The 21,775-nt window shown below is 40.1% G+C and carries 24 protein-coding genes; 15 read left to right on the plus strand and 9 right to left on the minus strand.

Annotation, left to right across the window (positions count from 1 at the left end):
- Window positions 1-30: 30 nt before the first annotated feature.
- The 4 genes from RMY27_RS16795 to nagA form a co-directional block, all read right to left on the minus strand.
- Window positions 31-438 carry a DUF4288 domain-containing protein gene (locus RMY27_RS16795; RefSeq protein ID WP_322665071.1) on the minus strand — a complete coding sequence of 136 codons (408 nt, stop codon included), beginning with the start codon at window positions 436-438 and terminating at the stop codon, window positions 31-33.
- On the minus strand, window positions 416-751 hold the full coding sequence (locus tag RMY27_RS16800; protein WP_322665073.1) for a hypothetical protein: 336 nt from the start codon (window positions 749-751) through the stop codon (window positions 416-418). The genes RMY27_RS16795 and RMY27_RS16800 overlap by 23 nt, the downstream gene beginning before the upstream one ends.
- A 64-nt stretch (window positions 752-815) precedes the next feature.
- Complete coding sequence (locus RMY27_RS16805) at window positions 816-947, minus strand: hypothetical protein (RefSeq protein ID WP_322665075.1); 132 nt, start codon at window positions 945-947, stop codon at window positions 816-818.
- A 278-nt stretch (window positions 948-1,225) separates the two neighbouring features.
- Window positions 1,226-2,413 carry an N-acetylglucosamine-6-phosphate deacetylase gene (nagA, locus tag RMY27_RS16810; RefSeq protein WP_322665077.1) on the minus strand — a complete coding sequence of 396 codons (1,188 nt, stop codon included), beginning with the start codon at window positions 2,411-2,413 and terminating at the stop codon, window positions 1,226-1,228.
- Window positions 2,414-2,589: 176 nt separating this feature from the next.
- Here nagA and purE point away from each other — a divergent pair, with 176 nt between their 5' ends.
- The 8 genes from purE (at window position 2,590) to RMY27_RS16850 (ending at window position 9,394) form a co-directional block, all read left to right on the plus strand.
- A complete protein-coding gene (gene purE, locus RMY27_RS16815) occupies window positions 2,590-3,108 on the plus strand; it encodes a 5-(carboxyamino)imidazole ribonucleotide mutase (RefSeq protein WP_322665079.1) in 519 nt (172 codons plus the stop codon).
- A 149-nt stretch (window positions 3,109-3,257) separates the two neighbouring features.
- A complete protein-coding gene (locus tag RMY27_RS16820; protein WP_322665081.1) occupies window positions 3,258-3,557 on the plus strand; it encodes a putative quinol monooxygenase in 300 nt (99 codons plus the stop codon).
- 153 nt (window positions 3,558-3,710) lie between these two features.
- Window positions 3,711-4,490 carry a class II glutamine amidotransferase gene (locus RMY27_RS16825; RefSeq protein ID WP_322665082.1) on the plus strand — a complete coding sequence of 260 codons (780 nt, stop codon included), beginning with the start codon at window positions 3,711-3,713 and terminating at the stop codon, window positions 4,488-4,490.
- A gap of 434 nt (window positions 4,491-4,924) precedes the next feature.
- The gene (locus RMY27_RS16830) at window positions 4,925-5,689 is read left to right on the plus strand and encodes a sulfite exporter TauE/SafE family protein (RefSeq protein ID WP_322665084.1); all 765 of its coding nucleotides are present in this window, start codon (window positions 4,925-4,927) and stop codon (window positions 5,687-5,689) included.
- 320 nt (window positions 5,690-6,009) lie between these two features.
- Window positions 6,010-7,155 (plus strand): sulfate ABC transporter substrate-binding protein, encoded by a 1,146-nt coding sequence (locus tag RMY27_RS16835; RefSeq protein WP_322665087.1) that lies wholly within the window; start codon window positions 6,010-6,012, stop codon window positions 7,153-7,155.
- Between the two features lie 100 nt (window positions 7,156-7,255).
- Entirely contained in the window at window positions 7,256-8,116 is an 861-nt protein-coding gene (gene cysT, locus RMY27_RS16840) for a sulfate ABC transporter permease subunit CysT (protein WP_322665088.1), read from the plus strand.
- A complete protein-coding gene (gene cysW / locus RMY27_RS16845; protein ID WP_322665090.1) occupies window positions 8,103-8,978 on the plus strand; it encodes a sulfate ABC transporter permease subunit CysW in 876 nt (291 codons plus the stop codon). Before cysT ends, cysW begins: the two co-directional genes overlap by 14 nt.
- A gap of 149 nt (window positions 8,979-9,127) precedes the next feature.
- On the plus strand, window positions 9,128-9,394 hold the full coding sequence (locus RMY27_RS16850) for an NIL domain-containing protein (RefSeq protein ID WP_322665092.1): 267 nt from the start codon (window positions 9,128-9,130) through the stop codon (window positions 9,392-9,394).
- 129 nt (window positions 9,395-9,523) lie between these two features.
- Here RMY27_RS16850 and RMY27_RS16855 read toward each other — a convergent pair whose 3' ends face one another.
- Both RMY27_RS16855 and RMY27_RS16860 read right to left on the minus strand, forming a co-directional pair.
- Window positions 9,524-11,035 (minus strand): hypothetical protein, encoded by a 1,512-nt coding sequence (locus tag RMY27_RS16855; protein ID WP_322665094.1) that lies wholly within the window; start codon window positions 11,033-11,035, stop codon window positions 9,524-9,526.
- A gap of 784 nt (window positions 11,036-11,819) precedes the next feature.
- Window positions 11,820-12,338, minus strand: coding sequence for a hypothetical protein (locus RMY27_RS16860; protein ID WP_322665096.1), 519 nt, complete (start codon window positions 12,336-12,338; stop codon window positions 11,820-11,822).
- Between the two features lie 1,090 nt (window positions 12,339-13,428).
- Between RMY27_RS16860 and RMY27_RS16865 the strand changes: the two genes are divergently transcribed.
- On the plus strand, window positions 13,429-14,094 hold the full coding sequence (locus RMY27_RS16865; RefSeq protein ID WP_322665098.1) for an NIL domain-containing protein: 666 nt from the start codon (window positions 13,429-13,431) through the stop codon (window positions 14,092-14,094).
- A 22-nt stretch (window positions 14,095-14,116) separates the two neighbouring features.
- Window positions 14,117-14,455, plus strand: a complete 339-nt coding sequence (locus RMY27_RS16870) for an NIL domain-containing protein (RefSeq protein WP_322665100.1) — start codon at window positions 14,117-14,119, stop codon at window positions 14,453-14,455.
- A 6-nt stretch (window positions 14,456-14,461) separates the two neighbouring features.
- Here RMY27_RS16870 and RMY27_RS16875 read toward each other — a convergent pair whose 3' ends face one another.
- Window positions 14,462-15,052, minus strand: a complete 591-nt coding sequence (locus RMY27_RS16875) for a Crp/Fnr family transcriptional regulator (RefSeq protein WP_322665102.1) — start codon at window positions 15,050-15,052, stop codon at window positions 14,462-14,464.
- 217 nt (window positions 15,053-15,269) lie between these two features.
- On the minus strand, window positions 15,270-15,995 hold the full coding sequence (gene cysE / locus RMY27_RS16880) for a serine O-acetyltransferase (protein WP_416212350.1): 726 nt from the start codon (window positions 15,993-15,995) through the stop codon (window positions 15,270-15,272).
- Between the two features lie 225 nt (window positions 15,996-16,220).
- On the opposite strand from cysE, the gene RMY27_RS16885 reads away from it, so the two are divergent.
- From RMY27_RS16885 to RMY27_RS16895, 3 genes are all read left to right on the plus strand, one after another.
- Entirely contained in the window at window positions 16,221-16,691 is a 471-nt protein-coding gene (locus RMY27_RS16885; protein WP_322665104.1) for an Rrf2 family transcriptional regulator, read from the plus strand.
- 18 nt (window positions 16,692-16,709) lie between these two features.
- Complete coding sequence (cysK, locus tag RMY27_RS16890; protein ID WP_322665105.1) at window positions 16,710-17,672, plus strand: cysteine synthase A; 963 nt, start codon at window positions 16,710-16,712, stop codon at window positions 17,670-17,672.
- Window positions 17,673-18,032: 360 nt separating this feature from the next.
- Complete coding sequence (locus RMY27_RS16895) at window positions 18,033-18,380, plus strand: hypothetical protein (protein WP_322665107.1); 348 nt, start codon at window positions 18,033-18,035, stop codon at window positions 18,378-18,380.
- Window positions 18,381-19,045: 665 nt separating this feature from the next.
- On the opposite strand, the gene RMY27_RS16900 is transcribed toward RMY27_RS16895, so the two are convergent.
- Window positions 19,046-19,738: a cadmium resistance transporter gene (locus RMY27_RS16900; protein WP_322665109.1), complete on the minus strand. Its 693-nt coding sequence runs from the start codon at window positions 19,736-19,738 to the stop codon at window positions 19,046-19,048.
- A 136-nt stretch (window positions 19,739-19,874) separates the two neighbouring features.
- Between RMY27_RS16900 and RMY27_RS16905 the strand changes: the two genes are divergently transcribed.
- Both RMY27_RS16905 and RMY27_RS16910 read left to right on the plus strand, forming a co-directional pair.
- Window positions 19,875-20,537, plus strand: a complete 663-nt coding sequence (locus RMY27_RS16905; RefSeq protein WP_322665111.1) for a cadmium resistance transporter — start codon at window positions 19,875-19,877, stop codon at window positions 20,535-20,537.
- 148 nt (window positions 20,538-20,685) lie between these two features.
- Window positions 20,686-21,756, plus strand: coding sequence for a hypothetical protein (locus RMY27_RS16910; protein WP_322665113.1), 1,071 nt, complete (start codon window positions 20,686-20,688; stop codon window positions 21,754-21,756).
- Window positions 21,757-21,775 lie beyond the last annotated feature (19 nt).

Here is a 21,775-nt window from a genome sequence, read left to right on the forward strand (position 1 = left end):
ATCGACAAGAGCGATCGCGTAGTTTGATAACTATTCTCCAAATTGTTCTTGAGATAATAATGGCTCAAATGACTGGTAAGCCTCATAGTTACGAAAATGTCGAGCATATAAATCAACAATATCCTCAGATGAATCAAAGTCATCATATAACACTGAATTCACGTCTACCACTTGCTGCAAAGACCAAGTAATGGTTTCTCCATTTTCATTTGTATATCTGACACTTTCATTTTTACCATAATTCAAAGCCTTTGCTTTTGCTTCCTCTAAAGAAGTGGCTTTAATCAAAACAAAGCTTTCTTGGTACAAAGGTTGATAATCAGGTTTATCTGAAGATGATTTGTAGAGAATTATAGCAATATAGAAAGATTCTGCTTTATTTACACTTTTAGTTTCCATTTCATGTTCTCTCCAGCTATTTTTTGAATCTATTATCATTCAATAACTTCCAAGCTTTTTTACCACTAGCCGATCTGTTTTTTTTGATGTCTTCTAAATAAGAGCTCAGAAACTCGCTCGGAAACTCCCGCCTAATCGATGCTTTTCGGCACACACTAATAAAAGTATCAGCAAACAAACTTAAGTTATCGTTGGCTTCACAACTAGCCCCTGGTCTAAATTGGCTTATTAGTAAGGATTGCTCAGATACATTTGCATTGTTGTAATTATAGGTTAAAGCCTGGGAGTGAGTAGCAATAGGTTGTACAAGCAATCCCATAGTTAACAGACTGACTAGTGGTTTTTGCAGCATATAGTTGAAAAATAGCCCACTATTTCTCTTTTCATAAGATAGTAAATTAATATTACCGCCGAACCTAAGAGCATACCCAACGCCACAACCGATGCAACCACACCCAAAACCCACGACGGGAGACTACAGGCGTTTTTGGTTGAGAAAGACGCTCAATCACATTGTTGCAATCTTGCACATTAGCATCAAGTCCCATTACTTGATATAGTTCACGGGCATTGTGATAAGCACCCAGCGCGTCTGATTCTCGGTTGAGGTTTTCTAATGACAGACCTAAATTAAACCATGCGATCGCTTCGCCATTGAGATGTTTTTTCTACAGCTTTATTGCCCACATTTAACAGAAATGGCAGACAGGGAGCGAGAAATTTAACAAGTAGACCTATATCCATTGATTTATGATGTCTATCTCACAAATGTACATTTTTACTGAGTATAATTAACGCTTCTTCCCGTGTCACTTTGAAGCGAAATTTAGCCCAATAATCGCTGCCAAGTTAGTTCTTTTGTCGTTTCATCCCAATGCCAGCGTAATAAATTAGCAGGTTGACTCTTGGAAATTCCAGGCAAACCAATTGCTTGTCTAGGTGCATCTGTAGCTAGCAAAATAGCAGTCTCCACATCACAAATCCCCCACTTTACCAAATTCTGCACTCCCACTAATAAGGGTAAAGTCGTCCCCGATAAGGTGCCATCCGCTAATCGTGCTGTACCGCTTTTAACTTCAATTTCCCGACTGTCCCAAGGATACACGCCATCGGGTAGCCCCAGAGGTGAAAGGGCATCACTCACAAGAAATAGCCCTTTTTCTTGATAGCTAGCACGGAGTAAAATTTGCAGTATCGTGGGCGAAACGTGTTTACCATCAGCAATAAAACCACACATCACATCAGGATGAGTAATTGCTGCCCCTAATAATCCTGGTTCGCGGTGATGTAATGGTGGCATGGCATTGAAAGCATGAGTTACCATCGTTGCACCGAGTTCAAAAGCAAGTTGCGCTTGGGCAGATGTTGCCTGAGAATGTCCTAAACTAACGGTAATTCCCAAAGAACGCAAATATGGAATTACTTCGCCAGTGGGATCTAACTCCGGCGCTAAAGTTATGACTTTTACGACGTGGGCATAATTTCCCAAAACCCGCTTTACCTCGTCAATTGTTAAGGGTAACAAGTACTCTGCTGGGTGTGCGCCGCGCTTTTGGTAATTCAAAAATGGGCCTTCTAAATGGACTCCGAGAATCTTGGCAGATGACCTCACCCCCAACCCTTCTCCGTCAAGGGAGAGGGGAGTACAATTAGCAATGACTGCAAGCGATCGCTGAATCTTTTCTACTGAAGTTGTCACAAGTGTCGGTAAAAATCCATCTACCCCGACATCCCACAAAAATTTCGTTATTTTCTGAAGTACATGAGCATTTTTAATCGTCAAATCAGGAAATGCCAATCCCAAAGCACCGTTAATTTGCAAATCAACGCCACCCAATGAAATCCAGTCACCTGCAACATCTATCACGGATGTACAGATGTCCTTCCCGACTGTACCCATTGGCAAGATTTGCTCAATTATGCCCTCTTGATTAACCAAGAGCATCTGCAAATCTTTGTAACCAGTCACTCTAGCATTGATAATATCTACAGGATTTTGTATTGCTTGGGTCATCACACTGACGAGAAGAGAGCTAAATCTGATTTTAGATGCAACCAATATCAATGAATCAATTCAAACAACGCCAATAGATGAGATGATGATCCGCATCATGTAGCTTCCATAAGCTAGCTCAAATAATTTTAAATACTTCGGCTACGCTCAGTACAAGTTTTGAATTTTGAATTATTATGACTCCCTTAGTTGGTATTATCATGGGCAGCGATTCCGATTTGCCCACTATGAAAGATGCGATCGCAGTTTGTGAAGAATTTGAAGTTGAGAGCGAAGTTGCGATCGTTTCGGCTCATCGCACCCCAGAACGTATGGTGCAATATGCTCAACTTGCACACCAACGCGGTATTAAGGTAATTATTGCTGGCGCCGGTGGTGCTGCCCATTTACCTGGAATGGTAGCGTCTTTAACTCCCCTTCCTGTCATCGGTGTTCCTGTACCCACTCGTAACTTACAAGGTGTAGATTCTTTGTATTCTATTTTACAGATGCCTGGTGGTATTCCTGTGGCAACAGTAGCGATCGGTAATGCCAAAAATGCCGGACTTTTAGCAGTACAGATACTTGCAACTCACCAACCAGAATTGTTAGAAAAAGTGCAACAATATCGCCAAACCTTATGTGAATCAGTAATTGCAAAGCAAGCAAAACTAGAACAACTAGGTTATGAACAATATTTACAGCAGATGTTTTAATAAGTTTTAATACCAGAGCCACAGGGAAGCAGAGGGGTAGAGGCAGAGGAGCAGCACTTCTCTACGAGAGGCTACGCTCAGTGACCGAGGAGCAGCGAAAGAATTCCTAACTCTTGACTTAATGACCAATGACAAATGACCAATGACAAATGACAAACCAAACTATTCAGATTGTTGCCCGTGTTATTGCTTTGCCTAACAAAGTAGAAGAATTAAAAGCTGTACTGTTGGAACTTATTGAGCCAACTCGTCAGGAAGCAGGTGCGATTAAGTATGAACTTTTGCAAAACCAGTACGACCCAACCGACTTTACTTTTGTAGAAGAGTGGGCTTCTCATGAAGCCCTGAATACTCATCTAGATTCACCCCATTTCCAAGCGGCAGCAGCTAAACTCGAAGGTTTAGTGGCTGCTGCACCAGATATCCGCCGCTACCATCTTTTGGGATAGTGCGATCATGCTAACTAGAAGCAGACTCTTTATTTTTGAGGATTATTTGGCATATCTCAGCCTTAAATTCTAAGATTGAAGCGATCGCTCCAGAATCAATGCAGCATTCTGAAGTATCTTGATCCTGAGACCTTAGTCAAAAATTGAGAGCTAATGTGCCAATTGCTCGGAATGAATTGCAATGTTCCAACGGATATTTGCTTTTCTTTTGAAGGGTTTTCTGCACGGGGAGGAAAAACGGATGACCATAGCGATGGTTGGGGCATTGCTTTCTTTGAAGGAAAGGGATGTCGAATGTTTTTAGACGCTCAACCTTCTGTTGCTTCTCCGGTAGCTGAGTTTGTGCGGAGTTATCCCATCCACTCAACCCATGTCATAGCCCATATCCGCAAAGCTACTCAGGGTGAAATTGCCCTACACAATTGCCATCCTTTCCGCAGAGAATTGTGGGGTCAGTATTGGGTGTTTGCCCACAATGGTAATTTGCCAGATTTTGATCCAGAAAATTTGGGCTTTTATCAAGCTGTAGGTGATACCGATAGTGAAAAAGCATTCTGTATGATGCTAGAAACATTGCGATCGCGTTTTCCTAAAAGTAAGCCCGATATCAAGGAACTATACCTTGTGCTGCAAGAAATTACTGGTTTAATTGCAAAAATGGGTATATTTAACTACTTGTTGTCAGATGGAGAACACTTTTTTGCTTATTGCTCAACTAAACTCAGCTACATTGTTCGCCAAGCGCCCTTTGCTGCTGCCCATTTAATTGACCAAGACATGACCGTAGATTTTCGGGAGGTGACTACTGAACGCGATCGCGTCGCTGTCATTGCTACCACACCCCTGACTGACAACGAAGTTTGGACACAAATTCAGCCTGGAGAATTACTAGTTTTTCAGGACGGTTTGCCCCTGAAATATGCATTCACTTAATAATAAGTAGTTATTCAATTTTGCCCATTTAGATAATTTCTAGATGGGTTTTATTCTTCATGGTGTTTGTATTAAGTAATTTTGTTCATAAATTAAATAGAAACTCTATATAGCAATCCTATTTAATTTCCTTTTTAATCAGAGGCTCAGATCCCCGACTTATTGAAGAAGTTGGGGATCTTTTTATTACAGATGTACATTACTTTTGTAACTTACCAATTTATATAATTTTTGCCCAACTTAGTTGTTACAAACTTATATAAAACACCGATTTTGTTGGTATAAATTTTATGTCTTTACACTGAAATACATCTATATTAATATAGTCAAGAAAATGCTGTAACTCATTTTAAACAAGAGTAACGGATATTTCTACTTACTGTAAACATCATTGTAGAAAATGTATTCCTAACAACATAAAATAAAATTCTCTGATGAATACTATCCAATTGCTCCTCCTCATTGCAATTTTCTTTCTCACAAGTGTCATAAGTGTCATTACAGGAAGCACTTCTTTAATTACCGTCCCTGTAATGTTGCAATTGAGTATTGAACCGCGTATTGCTCTTGCCACTAATATGTTGGCATTAACCTTTATGAGTGTTGGTGGTACATTGCCTTTTATTGGTAAAAAAGCAATTGACCGCAGTCGCTTGCCAATCATGATTGCCCTAACGCTTTTAGGCTCAATTATCGGTGCATTACTTGTTTTAGTTGTACCTTCAAAATCGATGCCTCTAATTATCTCGATTTTGATGATTGTGGTTGCCGTGTTTTCAATCACCAATCGGAAAGCTGGAATAGTTTCAAGAATAGGGAAACCATCACCAATAGGAGAAATTGGTGGATATGTGGCAACTTTTGTGCTTGGTGTTTATGGTGGTTTCTTTAGCGGTGGCTATGTCACTATGCTCACAGCAGTTTATGTCAGCCTATTTCGGATGACATTTGTACAGGCGATCGCAAACACAAAATTTATCAATATTTTTTCTTCGCTGATTGCCACCATTATTTTCTTTATGCATGGAATAGTTGATTACAAACTAGGTATTATTCTGAGTATTACTATGTTTATTGGTGGAGTTGTTGGATCCCGGGTTGCTCTCAGACTCAGTAACCTCTGGTTGCGCCGTATATTTCTCACTACAGTAATTTCTCTTGCACTCAAGACGTTATTTGATTTTGTTTCACTGCATTGAGCGAAGTCGATATCTACGATGGTCACTGAGCTTGTCGAAGTGCGGGCTACGCCTACGCTAGATTAGCTATTCCCTAGCAAGTTGCTTGATGCACCAGATAGTTGATTGCGATGCCTACGACGGGCTGCGCCTACACAATTTGATAGTTGAAAGTAAAAGCATTTTTAATTTTTCACAGAACTGGTAAAATCACCATTACCTTGATGAAGAATGTGAGATTTTTTGGTATTTGCAACTAGATAGATGGAATCATCCAGTATTATAAACACTATATAACTGTATTCCCATCAGTTATCTGTAGATTTAGTGGAGGAAATGGAATGAGTTTGTGGCAACGCCCACTGAAAAGATTACAAGCGATAGTTGAACATAGAACGTATCGGTTCAGACTAAGTTCGCTCAAGGGCTTTGTATCACTCTTTTTGGTAGGGACTGTATTGAGTGTGGCGCTTGCCGCCTGCTCTGGTGGAACTGGGAGTAATTCTGCCTCTGAAACCCCTGGTGCTAGTGCTACCCCTGTGGCTGCCAGTAAAGATAATGTTGAATTAACTTTAGTTTCCTTTGCTGTCACCAAAGCAGCTCACGAAGCTATTATTCCTAAGTTTGTAGAACAGTGGAAGAAAGATCGTAATCAAACTGTCGTCTTCAAGCAAAGCTATGGCGGATCTGGTTCCCAGACACGCGCCGTTATTGATGGTTTGGAAGCAGATGTTGTTCACTTGGCACTAGCTGGAGACACCTCAAAGATTGAGAAGGCTGGATTGATTCAGCCAGGATGGGAAAAAGAAGTTCCCAACAATGGTATTGTCTCCAAATCAGTTGCAGCAATAGTCACTCGTCAAGGCAATCCTAAAGGCATCAAGAACTGGGCAGATTTAGCCAAAGATGGTGTCAAATTAATTACTGCTAATCCCAAAACATCAGGCGTTGCTAAGTGGAATTTCTTGGCACTATGGGATTCTGTGATTAAAACAGGTGGCGATGAGGCGAAAGCTACTGAATTTGTGACTAAAGTTTACAAAAATGTGCCAATCTTACCTAAAGATGCACGGGAAGCTACTGATACATTCGCCAAGCAAGGACAGGGTGATGTCTTAATCAACTACGAAAACGAAGTTATTTTGGCACAGCAAAAGGGCGAAAAGGTTGAGTATGTTGTTCCTGACGTGAATATATCCATTGACAATCCAATCGCTGTCGTCGATAAAAACGTCGATAAGCACGGAACCCGCGAAGTTGCTGAAGCTTTTGTCAAATATCTCTATACCCCAGAAGCACAGCAAGAGTTTGTCAAATTGGGATTCCGTCCTGTGGATGAAACTATAGCTCAAACTAAAGAAGTTACAGACAAATTTCCCAAGGTTAAAACTTTGGGTACTGTTGCAGACTTAGGCGGTTGGGAAGCAATTGATAAGAAGTTCTTTGCAGATGGGGGCGTATTTGACAAGATTCAAGCCCAAAAATAAACGGTAATTAGTCTTTAGTCAATGGTCGGTGGTAAGTAGAAAAAACAACCGACCAGTGGCAAAAAACTTCTTGTAGTTTTTAAATTTTGAATTTTTCACTATGACAACTGTATCTCCGTCTGTGGAAGTTGAACGCAAAACGCTATTCTGGAAGAGATTGGGGCGAGTTCCTTGGACTTGGCGAATCACGATTGCATACCTGACGGTGATGTTGTTTATCCCTATAGTTGCTATGTTCCTGAAAGCAGCTACAGAACCTCCATCTAGGTTTTGGGCGATCGCAACCAGTGATATCGCACTAGCAACATACAACGTAACTTTTGTGACGGCAATATTTGCTGCCTTACTCAATGGCGTATTTGGAACTCTGATTGCTTGGGTTCTGGTTCGCTACGACTTTCCCTTGAAGCGCTTGATTGATGCCACAGTAGATTTACCCTTTGCACTACCAACTTCGGTAGCAGGGCTAACCTTGGCAACAGTTTACAGCGATAACGGATGGCTAGGTTCGCTACTAACGCCACTGGGAATTAAAGTGTCTTTTACCCGCACGGGAGTAGCGGTAGCAATGATATTTATCTCACTACCTTTTATTGTGAGAACTGTGCAACCCGTGCTTCAGGAAATGGAACATGAAATTGAAGAAGCTGCTTGGTGTCTGGGTGCTTCTCAATGGCAGACCTTCTGGAAAGTGATTTTGCCGCCTTTATTTCCCACAATTTTGACTGGTGTTGCCTTGGGTTTCTCTCGTGCAGTTGGAGAGTATGGTTCGACTGTGATTATCTCTTCCAATACGCCCTATCAAGATTTGATCGCACCTGTGCTGATTTTCCAACGCTTAGAGCAGTATGACTATTCTGGTGCAACAGTAATTGGCATAGTTTTACTATCAATTTCGTTGGTATTGTTATTGGCAATTAATTTCTTACAAGCATGGGCAAGGCGGTATGACAGTAGATAAGCCAAGTTTTCACTCATCTGCATCTGATACACATACGGCCAAGCCTAAAGAGCAGAAGAGTTGGGTACCAATAGTTTTAATTGGGATAGCGATCGCCTATTTAGCCCTAGTTCAATATATCCCGGCAATTAACGTTTTTGTCCAAGCTTTCAGCAAAGGTGTTGGGCCGTTTCTATCCAACCTGACGCGACCAGCTTTTATCCATGCAGCTTGGCTGACATTATTATTAGCTGTAATTTCTCTACCTTTAAATACGGTATTCGGTTTATGTGCAGCTTGGGCGATCGCTCGTCATAAATTTCCTGGACGCGCCGTAGTTTTGAGCATTATTGACCTGCCTTTTTCGATTTCGCCCGTAGTTGCAGGATTAATGATTGTGCTACTTTACGGTCGGAATGGCTGGTTTGGCCCTTGGCTCCAAGACCATGATATCAAGATAATCTTTGCCTTTCCAGGTATGGTATTGGCTACAGCCTTCGTGAGTATGCCCTTTGTGGCGCGGGAAGTGATTCCTGTTTTAGAAGAATTTGGTAAGGATCAAGAAGAAGCTGCTAGAACACTAGGGGCAAAAGATTGGCAGATATTTCTGCGCGTCACCCTACCCAGTATCCGTTGGGGCTTACTCTATGGTTTAATTTTGACCAATGCCAGAGCAATGGGTGAATTCGGAGCGGTTTCCGTCGTCTCTGGTAACATTGCTGACCAAACCCAGAGCCTACCATTGTTTGTAGAAGACGCTTACAAACAATACGAAACTGAAGCGGCTTTCTCTGCGGCTGTACTATTAGCTTTGCTAGCAGTAGTAACCTTGGTGCTGAAGGAGATCCTAGAACGGAAAACCCGTATTAAAGATGTTGAATAGAAAAATCAAGCAATTGTAGTTATCTTTTGAATAGGATACCAGCAAATCATGGGACATGGTACGATCTACTTAGTACCTATTAGAAAATTACTGTTAGGGTTAAGAGTAGTTCTGTACCAATCCCGATTAGGGATTGAAATAATTCAGATATGACTACTGACAATACACTTACCAATAAACGGATTCGACTCAGAATTCCTAAAGATTATCACCAGGAACCTGTTATTTCTCGCCTGGTGTCTGACTATGGACTGATTGTGAATATCACGGCAGCGATTTTGGGAGCCAATGCTGTCGGGGATGGTTGGTTTGACCTTGAGCTACAAGGAACAGATGCACAAATTCAAAGTGGGTTAACTTATCTCCGCGACTTGAAATTGGAAGTCTGGGATGATGCTAAAGCAAGCGATTGGTAAGGGTTATAGCAATACAAACAATTTATTTATCTAGTTTTAAGAGTATTGAAACCCTTAGATCCCCGACTTCGTAAAAGTGTCGGGGATCTTGTTTATTATGAATAATTGAGGATTGCTGTAGTGGTTTTCTTACAAAAGTGCATACCAAATACCGTTATCATTTTGACGTAAAATACGGTATCTTCCCTCAAGAAATTCTAGCATTTTTGGAAAGTTTTTGTTGATAGTAGGCTGCTGAATATAATCAATAAAGATATAAGGAGGTTTAGATGAATCTAACTCTTCTAGAAGTTTTGTCCATTGCTCAGGCAGAAAATATTCAAGTGCCCAACCACGTAGTGATGTTGCCTGAGTCCGATTAGAAAAGTAGTAAATAGATGGATCGCCAGCTACATAAATCTTGCCAGGAAGACTTCCTGGTCGGGAGATAAATTCACCCTCTGAACGAAGAGACGGATATTTTTCTCTAAAAACTGTCTGATATTTAAATCGTGTATCTTCAGCTAAAGCAAAATTGTTATTAACCAGAACAACACTCTTTTTTAGAAGAGTGTGCGACAAAGGGAAGAAAAACAAAAATATAAGCAGAATTGTCGTAAATGGGGAACTCAATTTTTTTAAAGACTCCCATAAAACATCTAATCCTTTAGTAGCTAAAATACCTAAAGGTACAAACAATAGTAAATAATGATATTCCCAAAATGCGCCACGTTGTAGAGCAATCACACCCCAAGCAAAAATACACCAAATAACAAGTAGCAAAGTCAATATACTCTTAGACTTACGCAATGATACATCTACTGCAACAGTAGCGGCTAAAATTAGAGGGTAAAAATTATTTAAGAACCATTTGATTCCTGCAAAAAGCCCACTTGGGTTAAATTGGGAATTAGCAACAATCCGAGGTGGATATAAAAAAAATGTTTGATACAAAATTGGTAAACTATTAAACCAGGCAAAATAGTTAACAATAAATAAAATAGGAAATATAATCCCCATAAAAATGGGAATAAAGATTTCTACAAATACTTTTGGAATTGGCTGCCGTTTGATAAGCAAAGAATATATCAAAATAGTTAGCCAAAAGGAAACTAATATTAGCAAAAGTATTAATTTAAACGTGATGACAATTCCACCAATAAAGCCTGATAGGAAAAGTATAAAAAATCTTTTTCTACCTTCATATTTAAAAGATTGAGAAGTCAACCAAACACAAATAAATAAAGGCAAACTAACCAGTGCCTCTACTTGAGTAAGATGCCAAGGCTGTGAAACAGTATAGTAAACGCCAACCGTTAACAAAGGTACTAGACTTGCGATTATCGGATGCTGAAAATAGCTTTTTAGACTCAGCAACAATATTATAGACAGAAACACCATGTAAATAAGTTCAAAGAGATGGATGCCAATCTCATTAAAACCAAATAAAGTTCCTGCCAAAAAGTAAAAGCAAAAAATCCCCGGTTGCTTCACATCCCAGAAATCACGATAAAGTAACTTTCCTTGTTGCATCTCCAAAGCACCAAGCCTAAAAAATGCTTGATCTCCGTCAAATGGAAAAGGCAAATGTATAAGACCAATAATCACAATCCCAATCAAAACGAGAAAGTCAATTTTATTGAATTTAGTAATATTAATCATCAAAGTTTATAATCAAAACTTAAGCGACTATCTTATGCTGATTAATATCCTAACAGGGGAAAGAAGAAGGTAATTTTAGGATATGAACTTAAAGTTTAAAGTTTTCGCGATCGCGCCAGCACTGACCTGTTAGTTTATTAATAATTAGCTCAACTACCAACCAAGTGGCATGTTGAGCGTGGATTGCTCATGTCGTTCGAGAGGTTTGCCTCCATCCTTCTTGATGTCTTTAATTTAACTAAGTATTGAGAGGCTTTAATCTTTGTGACAGTAGTGGTGTCCATCCGTAAAGCTGCGGTTATTAACAATGAAGAGCTATTTCTCTCCTTTCCCCCTACTAACCGTTTGTAAGGCAATATGCATTTCTTTTGTTTCCCCGCTCTTTGCTACCGTGTATACAATACGGTTCGGATAAGCATTTTGAACTCAGAATTACCTTTGGGGAAAAGGTTAAAGGTTAAGGGTTAAAACTTTTTCCCCCTTTCCCTTTCCCCTTTAACCGAACCGTATTGACCGTGTATACACAAGTCGGATGTAAAGAGGTGCATAGGATTTCCAAGAGGCAAAAACTTTGGATAATCCCATCTTAATTCACACTAAAACTATCCCAGAAAAGCCATTGGCAGACCTTCGGTTGATAAAAAAGAGGCGGTATTATATGAGGCGATTCCCCAACATCAATCAGTAAATATCTGGCAAATAAGCCGAGTAAATTGCTTAATGAAGGTGGTCTGATTAAATGGGAGCTAAAAATTACAAATGAAAGTAATACAGTTTATTAAATTTAGCAACGTGACAGTTTACCAGAAAGTATTACTATTTTGGGGATGTCTATAGAACTTCCTAGTGATGATTGTGCAATTATATTAATACCTAATAGTCCTTGTCCACCACATGAAGTAGATAGAACAGTAATAACATCTTGCTCTGCAAATCCATTAGAACCGTTAGATGTAAAGTTGGTAGTTTTAATGGGAGATATGGTTTGACCAAAAGCACCACCACTAAAGCTATAGGTTCTGCTTAGGCTAGCACCTTCACTCATTGGACTAACTGTAGCGCTTCCTTGGTAAAGTATCTGTATATCTTCGACGAAGAAACCACTAGGAATAAAAGTCTGGGCACGTAAAATACACCTTTGACGCTGACCCTCGCTTGCACTAATTTGATCCAAGGCGATGGGTAAGGTACTAGGGACAGATCCAGGAAGTGTATTTGTAACATTACATCCAACCGTTGTTATTGCTCCAAAAGAAATACTAGGTAAATCGTGAGCCAAAGTCTTGGTCGTAATAACGTTCATTCCAAAAATTGTAGATATAGACAGTAATACACCAAATTTTTTAAAGTTCATATAGATTGTACTCATGTTGTTAAAGTTGTTTAAAGTGTTGAATTCTCAAGATAATTAATGCAATACTTGAGCGCCTCGTTGATGCTTGATATGAGAAAATGAATGTGAAAAACTTGTGAAGAAATACAGTGCTTATTACAACTTGAATCTTACGGCTTACGTAAGTACAAGGTTGAATACAACGTAGTCTTGTTCATAAGGCTAGAGTTTACAATTTAAGCTACAGGGCTTTCGGCTGTTATGAAGTACAGTCTTTTCCTCTGCACATTCCCTCCTTTTGCACCCTTTCAGCACTAAATATCTACCTCACAATAGCGGAAAGTGCTGTAAGGCTGAAACCTTTGATATTGCTTGAAAATTTTTAATTCACAATCAGGCGTATCTTCTAACCGACATTCCACGGTTGGAGGGTTAGGTAATGATATTTTAGGGTTTAAGAACTTATCCCACTAATAATATTTGTGTCACAAAGCTTAAGCTTATCAAGAACTGACAACGAAAAACTAAGGTTTTTAAGCACATTTTACGAAAAGAAGTAAGGATTTTTAGAATAGTGGGATAGGTTTAAGGAACTAGTAGTCTGCCAACCCAAAATTGTTAGGTGAAGGCTGGGAAAAGGGGAAAGGTTAAAGGTTAAAGGAGTAAACATCTTTTCCCTTTCCCCCTTGCCCAATAAATAGCCAAGTTTCATTGGCGAACTACTAGTACCGCAAGGCGGAATTAAAAATTAAAAATGAATCCATTATTCTGTCACAAGACCATCGAACAGGAGCAACGCGATTTGGTGAGGTCAGGTAAAAAGGATGCATTCAATTTTGATTCTAAGATAATGACGATATCACCGAAGAGACAGATGGAATAAATTCTCAATTCGTTTAACGTCAAGTACTCTACATAAATTGCTCCTAATTTACGTTAATTTGCTGATTGCTTTTTTGTATACTTCATGATACTTTCTTTGCATGACAAAATAGCTCTTTAAGTCGATAAAGTTACCGTAGTTTATAGACCGTAGGTATCGCTATTGGGAATTAATCTGATGTCTCAGAGCAAATCTGTAGAACCTGCTTCAGTCCACAGTCGAATTCTCGTGCCTCAACGGTATAATAGGCAACCTGTAATTTCTCGACTAGTGTCTCGTTATGGTTTAACCGTCAATATCAAAGCTGCATCCCTGACATCCGACAATGACAGCGATGGCTGGTTTGATTTAGAACTTTCAGGAAATCCCCAAAAACTGACAAATAGCCTATCTTACTTGCAAGGATTGGGAGTGAATTTGTTGCAACTAGCGATCGCTAACCAAATTCAATCCAACCAGCACACTCTACCTTTCCCAAATCCACCTATCAAACTGAGTCCCAAAGAATCTGCATGGCTGACAAATAAATGGCAAGAACAATTCCAGCAATGGATTTCTCAGGGTCAAACCAATCGATTACGCTTGCAACTGTGTATCTTAAAATCTTATTACCAAGAACCAGTGATTTCCGAGTTAGTTTCTCGTTATGGACTAACAGTCAATATCACCACTGCTATACTTCAACCCGATACGCAAGATGACGGCTGGTTTGACTTGGATTTGTGGGGGAGAACAAAGCAACTCTACTCTAGCCTGAGTTATTTAGAAAAACTGGGACTACCGATTTGGTTGGATTTGTCTAGCGTTTATAGCGATGTCTACGACGGGCTACGCCTACGCTAATTAATAAAATCATCACTATCCAATGGCAGCACTAAATAACCAAAAAACCAATTTCCAAAACAGATTATCACTGGTTTCTTCAGTTTATGAAAAAAGCCAAGTCACTCAAATTCGTTTGCGAATACATATTCCCAAATGCTATCTGCAAGCGCCCGTGATTTCGCAGTTAATTTCTACTTACGGCTTGGTAGTTAATATTACCAAGGCTATGCTACAACCAAATACGGATGCAGAAGGATATTTTGACATTGAACTGCGGGGAACAGTGCCACAAATTTCTAGCGGTTTAGCTTACCTAGAATCCTTGAATCTTAGAATTGTGGGCAAGCCGAATGCTGACGGCGATAGCTGGTTTTATTGAAATAATTTAAATTTCATAGTACCAAATTTCTTCTTCTCGCAACACAATTCGATGTAGGGAGAGACGATCAATCAAGCCTTCTTGCTCAAACTGCCCAAGAACACGAGTGATAGTCACACGAGTTGAACCAAGCATTTCCGCCAGGTCTTCATGAGTCAGACGCATATCTATTAAACGTCCCTTCTCAACTTCCGAACCAAACTTTTTCGATAACCATGCTAATAGCTTGATAAGCATAGTATCCACTTTTTTATGGCTACGAATGATCATCAATTCTTGAGCCTGTTGGATATGGGCAAGTAGAGTTTCTGTTAGTTCAGTCCACTCCTCTAAAGGTAAAACTGTTGCCTCCACTTTAGTTAAGCATTCCATCTGATAAGGTTCTAATTTTGACAACCTTTTACCAACGACATCTCCAGGACCCCACAATCCTAAAGCAACAGTTGTACCATCTTCCAGATAGCTAAAAGTTCTGACGAAACCCGTTTCAATCTTCCAAAGGTCGTTATGATGCTCTGGCAGAAATGACCTACGGGCAAAAAGTTGCTTAGTATTGTTACTGCTTGAACTAGATAAGTTTGTGTACAAAGACACCATATGATATAAAACTATTCTCCGATAAATTAACCGTAGTATTACATTTATATCAGGTTATAAGAACCTATGGATATTTTAAAGAGGAGAGCAGGGGAGCAGGGGAGCAGGGGGAGTAGGGGAAAAGGTTAAAGGTTAAAGGGAAAAGGAATAAATTTAATCTTTCCCCTTACCCCTTTCCCTTTGCCCATGCCCAATGCCCAATGCCCAATTCCCTAAATTAAATTCCTGCACCATCAAGAAAATCTTCAATCATCCCATCAGAGTTTTTGCTTTTAGGATTGTCGGTTAATTCGTCGCCAAGCTCAGTTGGGGACAAACTTGATTGTTCCAACTGCTCAAACTGTTTCTCTAGAGACTTGACGCGTTCAAATAAAGCGCGGATTACTTCAGCTTCTACGTCGCGTACTTTATCATGGTCCAGAACATTGCTATTTAAATTGTTCTGACGAGTTACGCGCCCTGGAATCCCAACTACAGTCGTGTTACTGGGGACATCTCGTAGTACCACAGAACCGGCTCCTATACGGACGCGATCGCCAATTTGAATATTTCCCAATACTTTCGCACCCGCTCCCACAACCACATGAGAGCCTAAAGTTGGATGGCGTTTGCCGCTTTCTTTCCCAGTCCCGCCAAGGGTGACACCTTGATAAATCAGAACATAATCCCCCACGATCGCAGTCTCACCAATCACAACTCCCATACCGTGGTCAATAAACACTCCCTGGCCAATTAATGCCCCAGGATGAATTTCAATTCCAGTTAAAAACCTACTAATATGAGAGATGAATCTTGGTATGAAGGGAATTCCAATTTTATACAGCCAGTGCGCCAATCGATGAAACACTAGAGCTTGCAGTCCAGGGTAACAGAACAATACTTCTAGCCAGTTACGGGCTGCTGGGTCACGCTCAAAAATGGTTCGCAAATCAGTTATTAGCATACTCTGTTGAGATTTTTGTTGGTAGGTGAGGCTCTGAAAACAGAAACTCAGGATAATTCCCAGAAAAAGATCGAGTCCTTATATGAGAATTGTGTAATATCAAATCTACGGTAAATCGATAGAGTATAGTGTTTTTGTGGGTAATAAGTGGGATGTTATCACATTCCCCAGTTGAAAAAAATTAATTTCGCATAAACTGCGATAAGTCCCCCAATTCACCGTAGTATGTTGAGTACAGTGTTGAATAGCCAAAACTACGCTCTCTTGGATCTGTCTTCCAAAGTGGAATACGCGCTGCTAGCACTATTAGAACTGGCAAGCCACCACGGAAAAAAACTTCCTTTAACTATGAGTGAGATCGTTGCCAAGCAACCCATACCTGAGCGCTATCTGGAACAAATTTTGACCAACCTCCGGCGTGCTGGTGTGGTGCAGAGTCAACGCGGCTCTAAAGGAGGTTTCGTTTTAGTTCGGGAACCTTGGCAGATTACAATACTTGAAATTGTCACTTTGGTTGAAGGTGAGCGGAAAGAGAAAGATACCTCTAACTCTTCGACTCTAGAAAAGACTCTGGTTTATGAAGTTTGGGAGCAAGCTAACGCTGCCTCAATAGAAGTTTTGGGTCGTTATACACTCCAAGATTTGTGCGAGGAAAGAGAAACTCGCGCCCAGCAGAGTCCAATGTATTATATTTAGACACAACGGAGTACCCACATGCGGATAGCGAAAGATATCACAGAGTTAATCGGCCGAACTCCTTTAGTTCAATTAAACAAGATTCCCCAAGCATCAGGAGCGGTTGCTCGGATTGTGGTGAAGCTAGAAAGCATGAATCCAGCATCTTCTGTGAAAGACCGGATTGGCGCGAGTATGGTGGAAGTGGCAGAAGAAGCAGGCTTGATTCACCCCGGAAAAACTGTTTTAGTAGAGCCGACTTCTGGAAATACAGGAATTGCGCTAGCGATGGTGGCAGCTGCCAAGGGCTACCATCTCATTCTAACGATGCCTGACACAATGAGCCACGAAAGACGATCGATGCTCAAAGCTTATGGCGCTCAACTAGAGTTAACGCCAGGGGTAGAAGGGATGCGAGGAGCGATCGCTCATGCAGAACAGCTTGTAGCTAAAACGCCCAATGCTTATATGTTGCAGCAGTTCCGCAACCCTGCTAACCCGAAAGTTCATGCCGAAACCACAGCCGAAGAAATTTGGAATGATACCGATGGAGAAGTAGATATTCTCGTGGCGGGAGTGGGTACTGGTGGGACGATTACGGGAGTTTCAGAAGTTATTAAAAAACGGAAGCCGAGTTTTCAAGCGATCGCAGTTGAACCAAGCAACAGTCCGGTATTAGCAGGCGGTAAATCAGGCCCTCACAAAATTCAAGGTATCGGCGCGGGATTTGTCCCAGCAATTTACCGTTCAGAACTGGTAGATGAAGTGATTCAGGTAGCAGATGAGCAAGCGATCGCTTACAGCCGTCGCCTAGCAAAAGAAGAAGGTTTACTATCAGGGATTTCTGCTGGCGCTGCTTTATACGCGGCTATTCAAGTGGCACAACGACCAGAAAATGCAGGTCGCCTAATTGTGATGATCCAGCCTAGCTTCGGTGAACGCTACCTCAGCACCTCGCTATTCAAAGACCCAGAGGAGAATGAGTGGTTGAGCAAGGTTTAATATTCGATGTAGCGTGTGTTAGATCTATTGGATAGTTGATTAATCACAATATATACAGTGCAAATCACCATTTGACAAAAGTTAAGCATACGCAATGGTGATAAGCGATCGCTTCACTAATTGACCTTAGCAATAGCGATCGCTTTGATTTTGAAAATTTTTCAACAGTTATTAATCTTGACCTTTTGATACATGACTCTAACCTATCATTCGATAGATTAGTAGGTTTTTAACAAGACATATAATTTTTTAATAGGTAAATATTTTATTGTGGCGATCGCTCCTTGATAGAGGTTAGTTAAAAAAATCAGTTTGTATTGAAATAATTTTAATAAGATTGCAATAGCAAGGATTCACATTATGCATAAAGTTTCCCAGCAGACTATACAAACTGCACAGAAACATGCTCAGGAATTAATTGAGCAAAGCAAAGCAGTAAAAGATTTAGGTGAGAGTTTACAAACAGATGACCAAAGTAGCCATCAAAAAGGCAAACGCATCAAAGATTGTGGAGAAAGCATGGAGAAGCAGGCGCACAAAGTCAAAGACTTGACGACAAGATTAGCAGAAGATGGCTCAACAGAAGTGTTTACAGAGGCAGTACAGGAGCATATAAATCTAACTCAGACTCATATTGAGGCAATTAAGGAATTTCAAAAGACATTGCCCCTTCCTAAGAGAAATCGCTCTTTTAAGGAATGCGAATGAAAGTGATGGCTTTTTTACCATGCCCCTTCGGGGCGGGAACAGAGAACAGAGGAAGAATCAGCCCTGTTGCCTGTTCCCTATTCCCTGTTCCCTTTCATCGGTATTGTTTTGAATCCTGTCAATAGCTGAATTCTAAGAGAATGTCTGAGAAGTATCTAATATTTATTAGACTTCTTGCAAAAGTCGGGGTAAAGGGGAAGGTGGGGCCCCCTCTGGGGATAAGGGGCGGGGCAAAAGGGGAAAGAAACTCAAAATCCTTTCCCTTTAACTTTTTTCCTTTTCCCTAAGAGTGCAAAAATATATTTTTGCAAGAGGTCTATTGATTCCCCCTAACCCCCTTAAAAAAGGGGAAACAAGAGTGTCAAAGTCCTCCTTAAAAAGGGGGATTTAGCAGGATGGTTTCATACAATGAGAGAAAAACTAAAACTAGGTTTCAAAGCCTCTCCCCGAAGCGGAGAGAGGTTTGAAGAGGGTCAAAATCTATGGTTATACATGAGAAATCAAGACTTATGGATTTTTCTTTTTTCGTATGAAACCACCCTGGTTTTTAAGGGTGATTTAGGGGGATATCTAAGCATTCGGTGTATACAAAAAACTTTTCAGAGATCCTCTAACTGTTAACCGGAAACAGAGTATCTCCAATTCTGCTCTTAAATTATTTGTTGTTAATGCCTAGGAATCTCATTTTTCACTAATACTGTTAAACAGCAACAACTAGCAGCTAACTTTATTGGACTCAAAGCTTCACTTTTTAATACAATAAAAGCACCTAATCCTATAAGAATAAAAGGCACAACATTATTAACGTAGCGAGTCAAGACATCAGCTATGGCTCTGTTGTTAATTAATTTGTATGCAACGTAGCACCAAACTCCTAACAAGATAAAAAATAATCCAATAATTACTAAAAAACTCTCTAATTTGGAGCTAGCAAATAAAGGCACATACACACTAATATTATCGCTACCATTGGCAATGGTAACAGCAGCCACACTATAAGCTTGGGGAGAAAAAAATCTAGTAATTGTTGATGCTTCAGCTTCTTCTGTAGCAGCTACAACTTTTTCTGGCGATGATGAATCTTCTTCCGAATTCACTAAGCTACTGATACCTATGGACATTGGTAGTAAACCAAGTAATCCAATCCAGCTTTTTGATAAAACTAATCCTCCAAATAAACCCGAAAGACTAAGGATTAACAAAACTGTAAAACCTAGAAACTGACCAGCAACTATATGCCGGGGACGAAAGTTAGCGTTTATTTGAGAAAAAAACAATAATAAAATGACAATATCATCAATGTTAGTGGCAATGAACGCAATTGCCCCTGTAGTAATTTCAGTAACTAACTCGCTCATATTTGACAGCAGTTTTTAGGTATTTAGACTACGACTGAGATAGGGAATAAAAAGTAGGGACTGGGAAGTGGTGTAGTTGAATTACTTGAAAGATTAATTTGGTATGGTGGTAAATCGTAGATTCTAAAAATCCAGCATGAGCCAGCTAGGGACAGCTTTCAGTGAAGGGATAATTGCCTTCATCGCCACTAACATTGATGACATCATTATTTTGTTAATATTTTTTTCACAGGTAGATGTTAATTTTCGGCGGCGGCATATCTTACTCGGTCAATATCTGGGTTTTACAGCCATTATCATCGCTAGCTTACCAGGATTTTTTGGTGGATTGGTTGTACAGCGAGAATGGATAGGATTGTTAGGGCTACTACCAATAGCAATTGGTATTCAACAATTAATATTTAGAAAAGAAGAAACTATAACAGTTCAGACAGTCAGTAGTGATTTTAGGCAGTCCACACCTACCAACCCGGTATTGTCTTTTCTTTTGAGTATTTTGCATCCCCAAACCTATAAAGTGGCAGCAGTAACGATCGCTAATGGTGGTGACAATATCAGTATATATATCCCTTTGTTCGCTGGTCATGACCTTGCCAGTTTGGGAGTAATTTTAAGTATATTTTTTATCATGGTAGGGGTTTGGTGTGCGATCGCTTATTTTTTTAGCCGCCAACCTAGCATTGCTAATATTTTAAGTCGCTACGGTAAAGCTGCTGTACCTTTTGTGTTAATTGGCTTGGGTATGTTCATTATGTATGAACGAGGTACATTCAGTTTACTATCTTGGGTGAGAAGTTAATCAATATTGAATTTTGAATGCTGGATTTGGGATTAAACGCTGAAAACCCCAATCTGAAATTAAATCGTTAGTGTTCGATATTCAAAGAAAAATTCTTTGTTTACCAATTCTTAACCAAAATATGTTTTTAACATCAATATAATTAACCATGATTTTTTCAATCATTGGAACCTATGTGATGCAATACTCTCTTATCTCTGCAATTAGGTGCAATTCTATCCGTTTTCGCCCAAGCATTCAACCTGTTTTTTGTCTGATCTCAATGATTGCCCCATTTTTGTGCTTTACCTCAGCACAAGCGCAAATAATTGGGCAAGATATCACTTCAATCACTACTGAGACTGTTTCCTTTCCTACTACATCCATTACCAACGTTGCAGGTGATAGCGAATTTGCAGGCAGTACTTTTACTCTCAACTTCGGGGGGCAAATTCAATCAATTACAGGATTAACCACCACAGAAGGCAGCACAACATTTAGATCCATCCCTGGTTTTGTGCAAATTCGTCGTAACCCCACTACAGATGAGAGAAAGTTAGCTTACTACCAAGGCAATTTTGATTCTTCCTCTAATACCTTTAACTTTCTGAGTGTAGGCCCACTTACAGAGAAAACGCTATTTAGTATCAACAATATCTTGGCAGGTCCAGATAACGTTTTTACTAACACAGGCGCAAATTTAGCCGGCACACTTTACAACGGTAACGCTAGTATCGAGCGGCTTGACTTTATACTTGTTAGACCTGTCAAGGCAAGTAAGAAAATTGGCTTTACTGTCTTCGAGCGTGGATTACCTACTGGACACGATGGTTTCGGTATTGCAGCGATTACAAGTGTAGATAAACATGGAAATCCTACTTCTTATGGGCCCATTTACGTGATAGCAGCTTCCACCTGGGGTAAAACACCGTTACAAGACCCAATTCCACAATATTATTTCCTGAATAATGCTAGCAAAAATAATCGGGAAATTCCCATAAACCCTGCACTCACTATTCCAGCAAACCAAGTTTTAGGAGGTCTTCTGATTCCTACCGATGAACTCGTGTCATACGGAAAAAAAGTCTACGGCTACTCGTTGTTTGCCCCTGATGTTACCTGCACTCCAAAAACACTGCTGAATGTCGCTAATTCTTGTTTTCCTACAAATACTGGAACGAACGGAGGGATAGATTTAGCCGCACCTAATCTCGGTGCCGTCTTTTTGGATAGTGAGTGAGCAGCAAAAAACTTTTACA

Origin of the sequence: Nostoc sp. DedQUE09 (assembly GCF_034530915.1) — a bacterium.
Lineage (GTDB): Bacteria > Cyanobacteriota > Cyanobacteriia > Cyanobacteriales > Nostocaceae > Nostoc.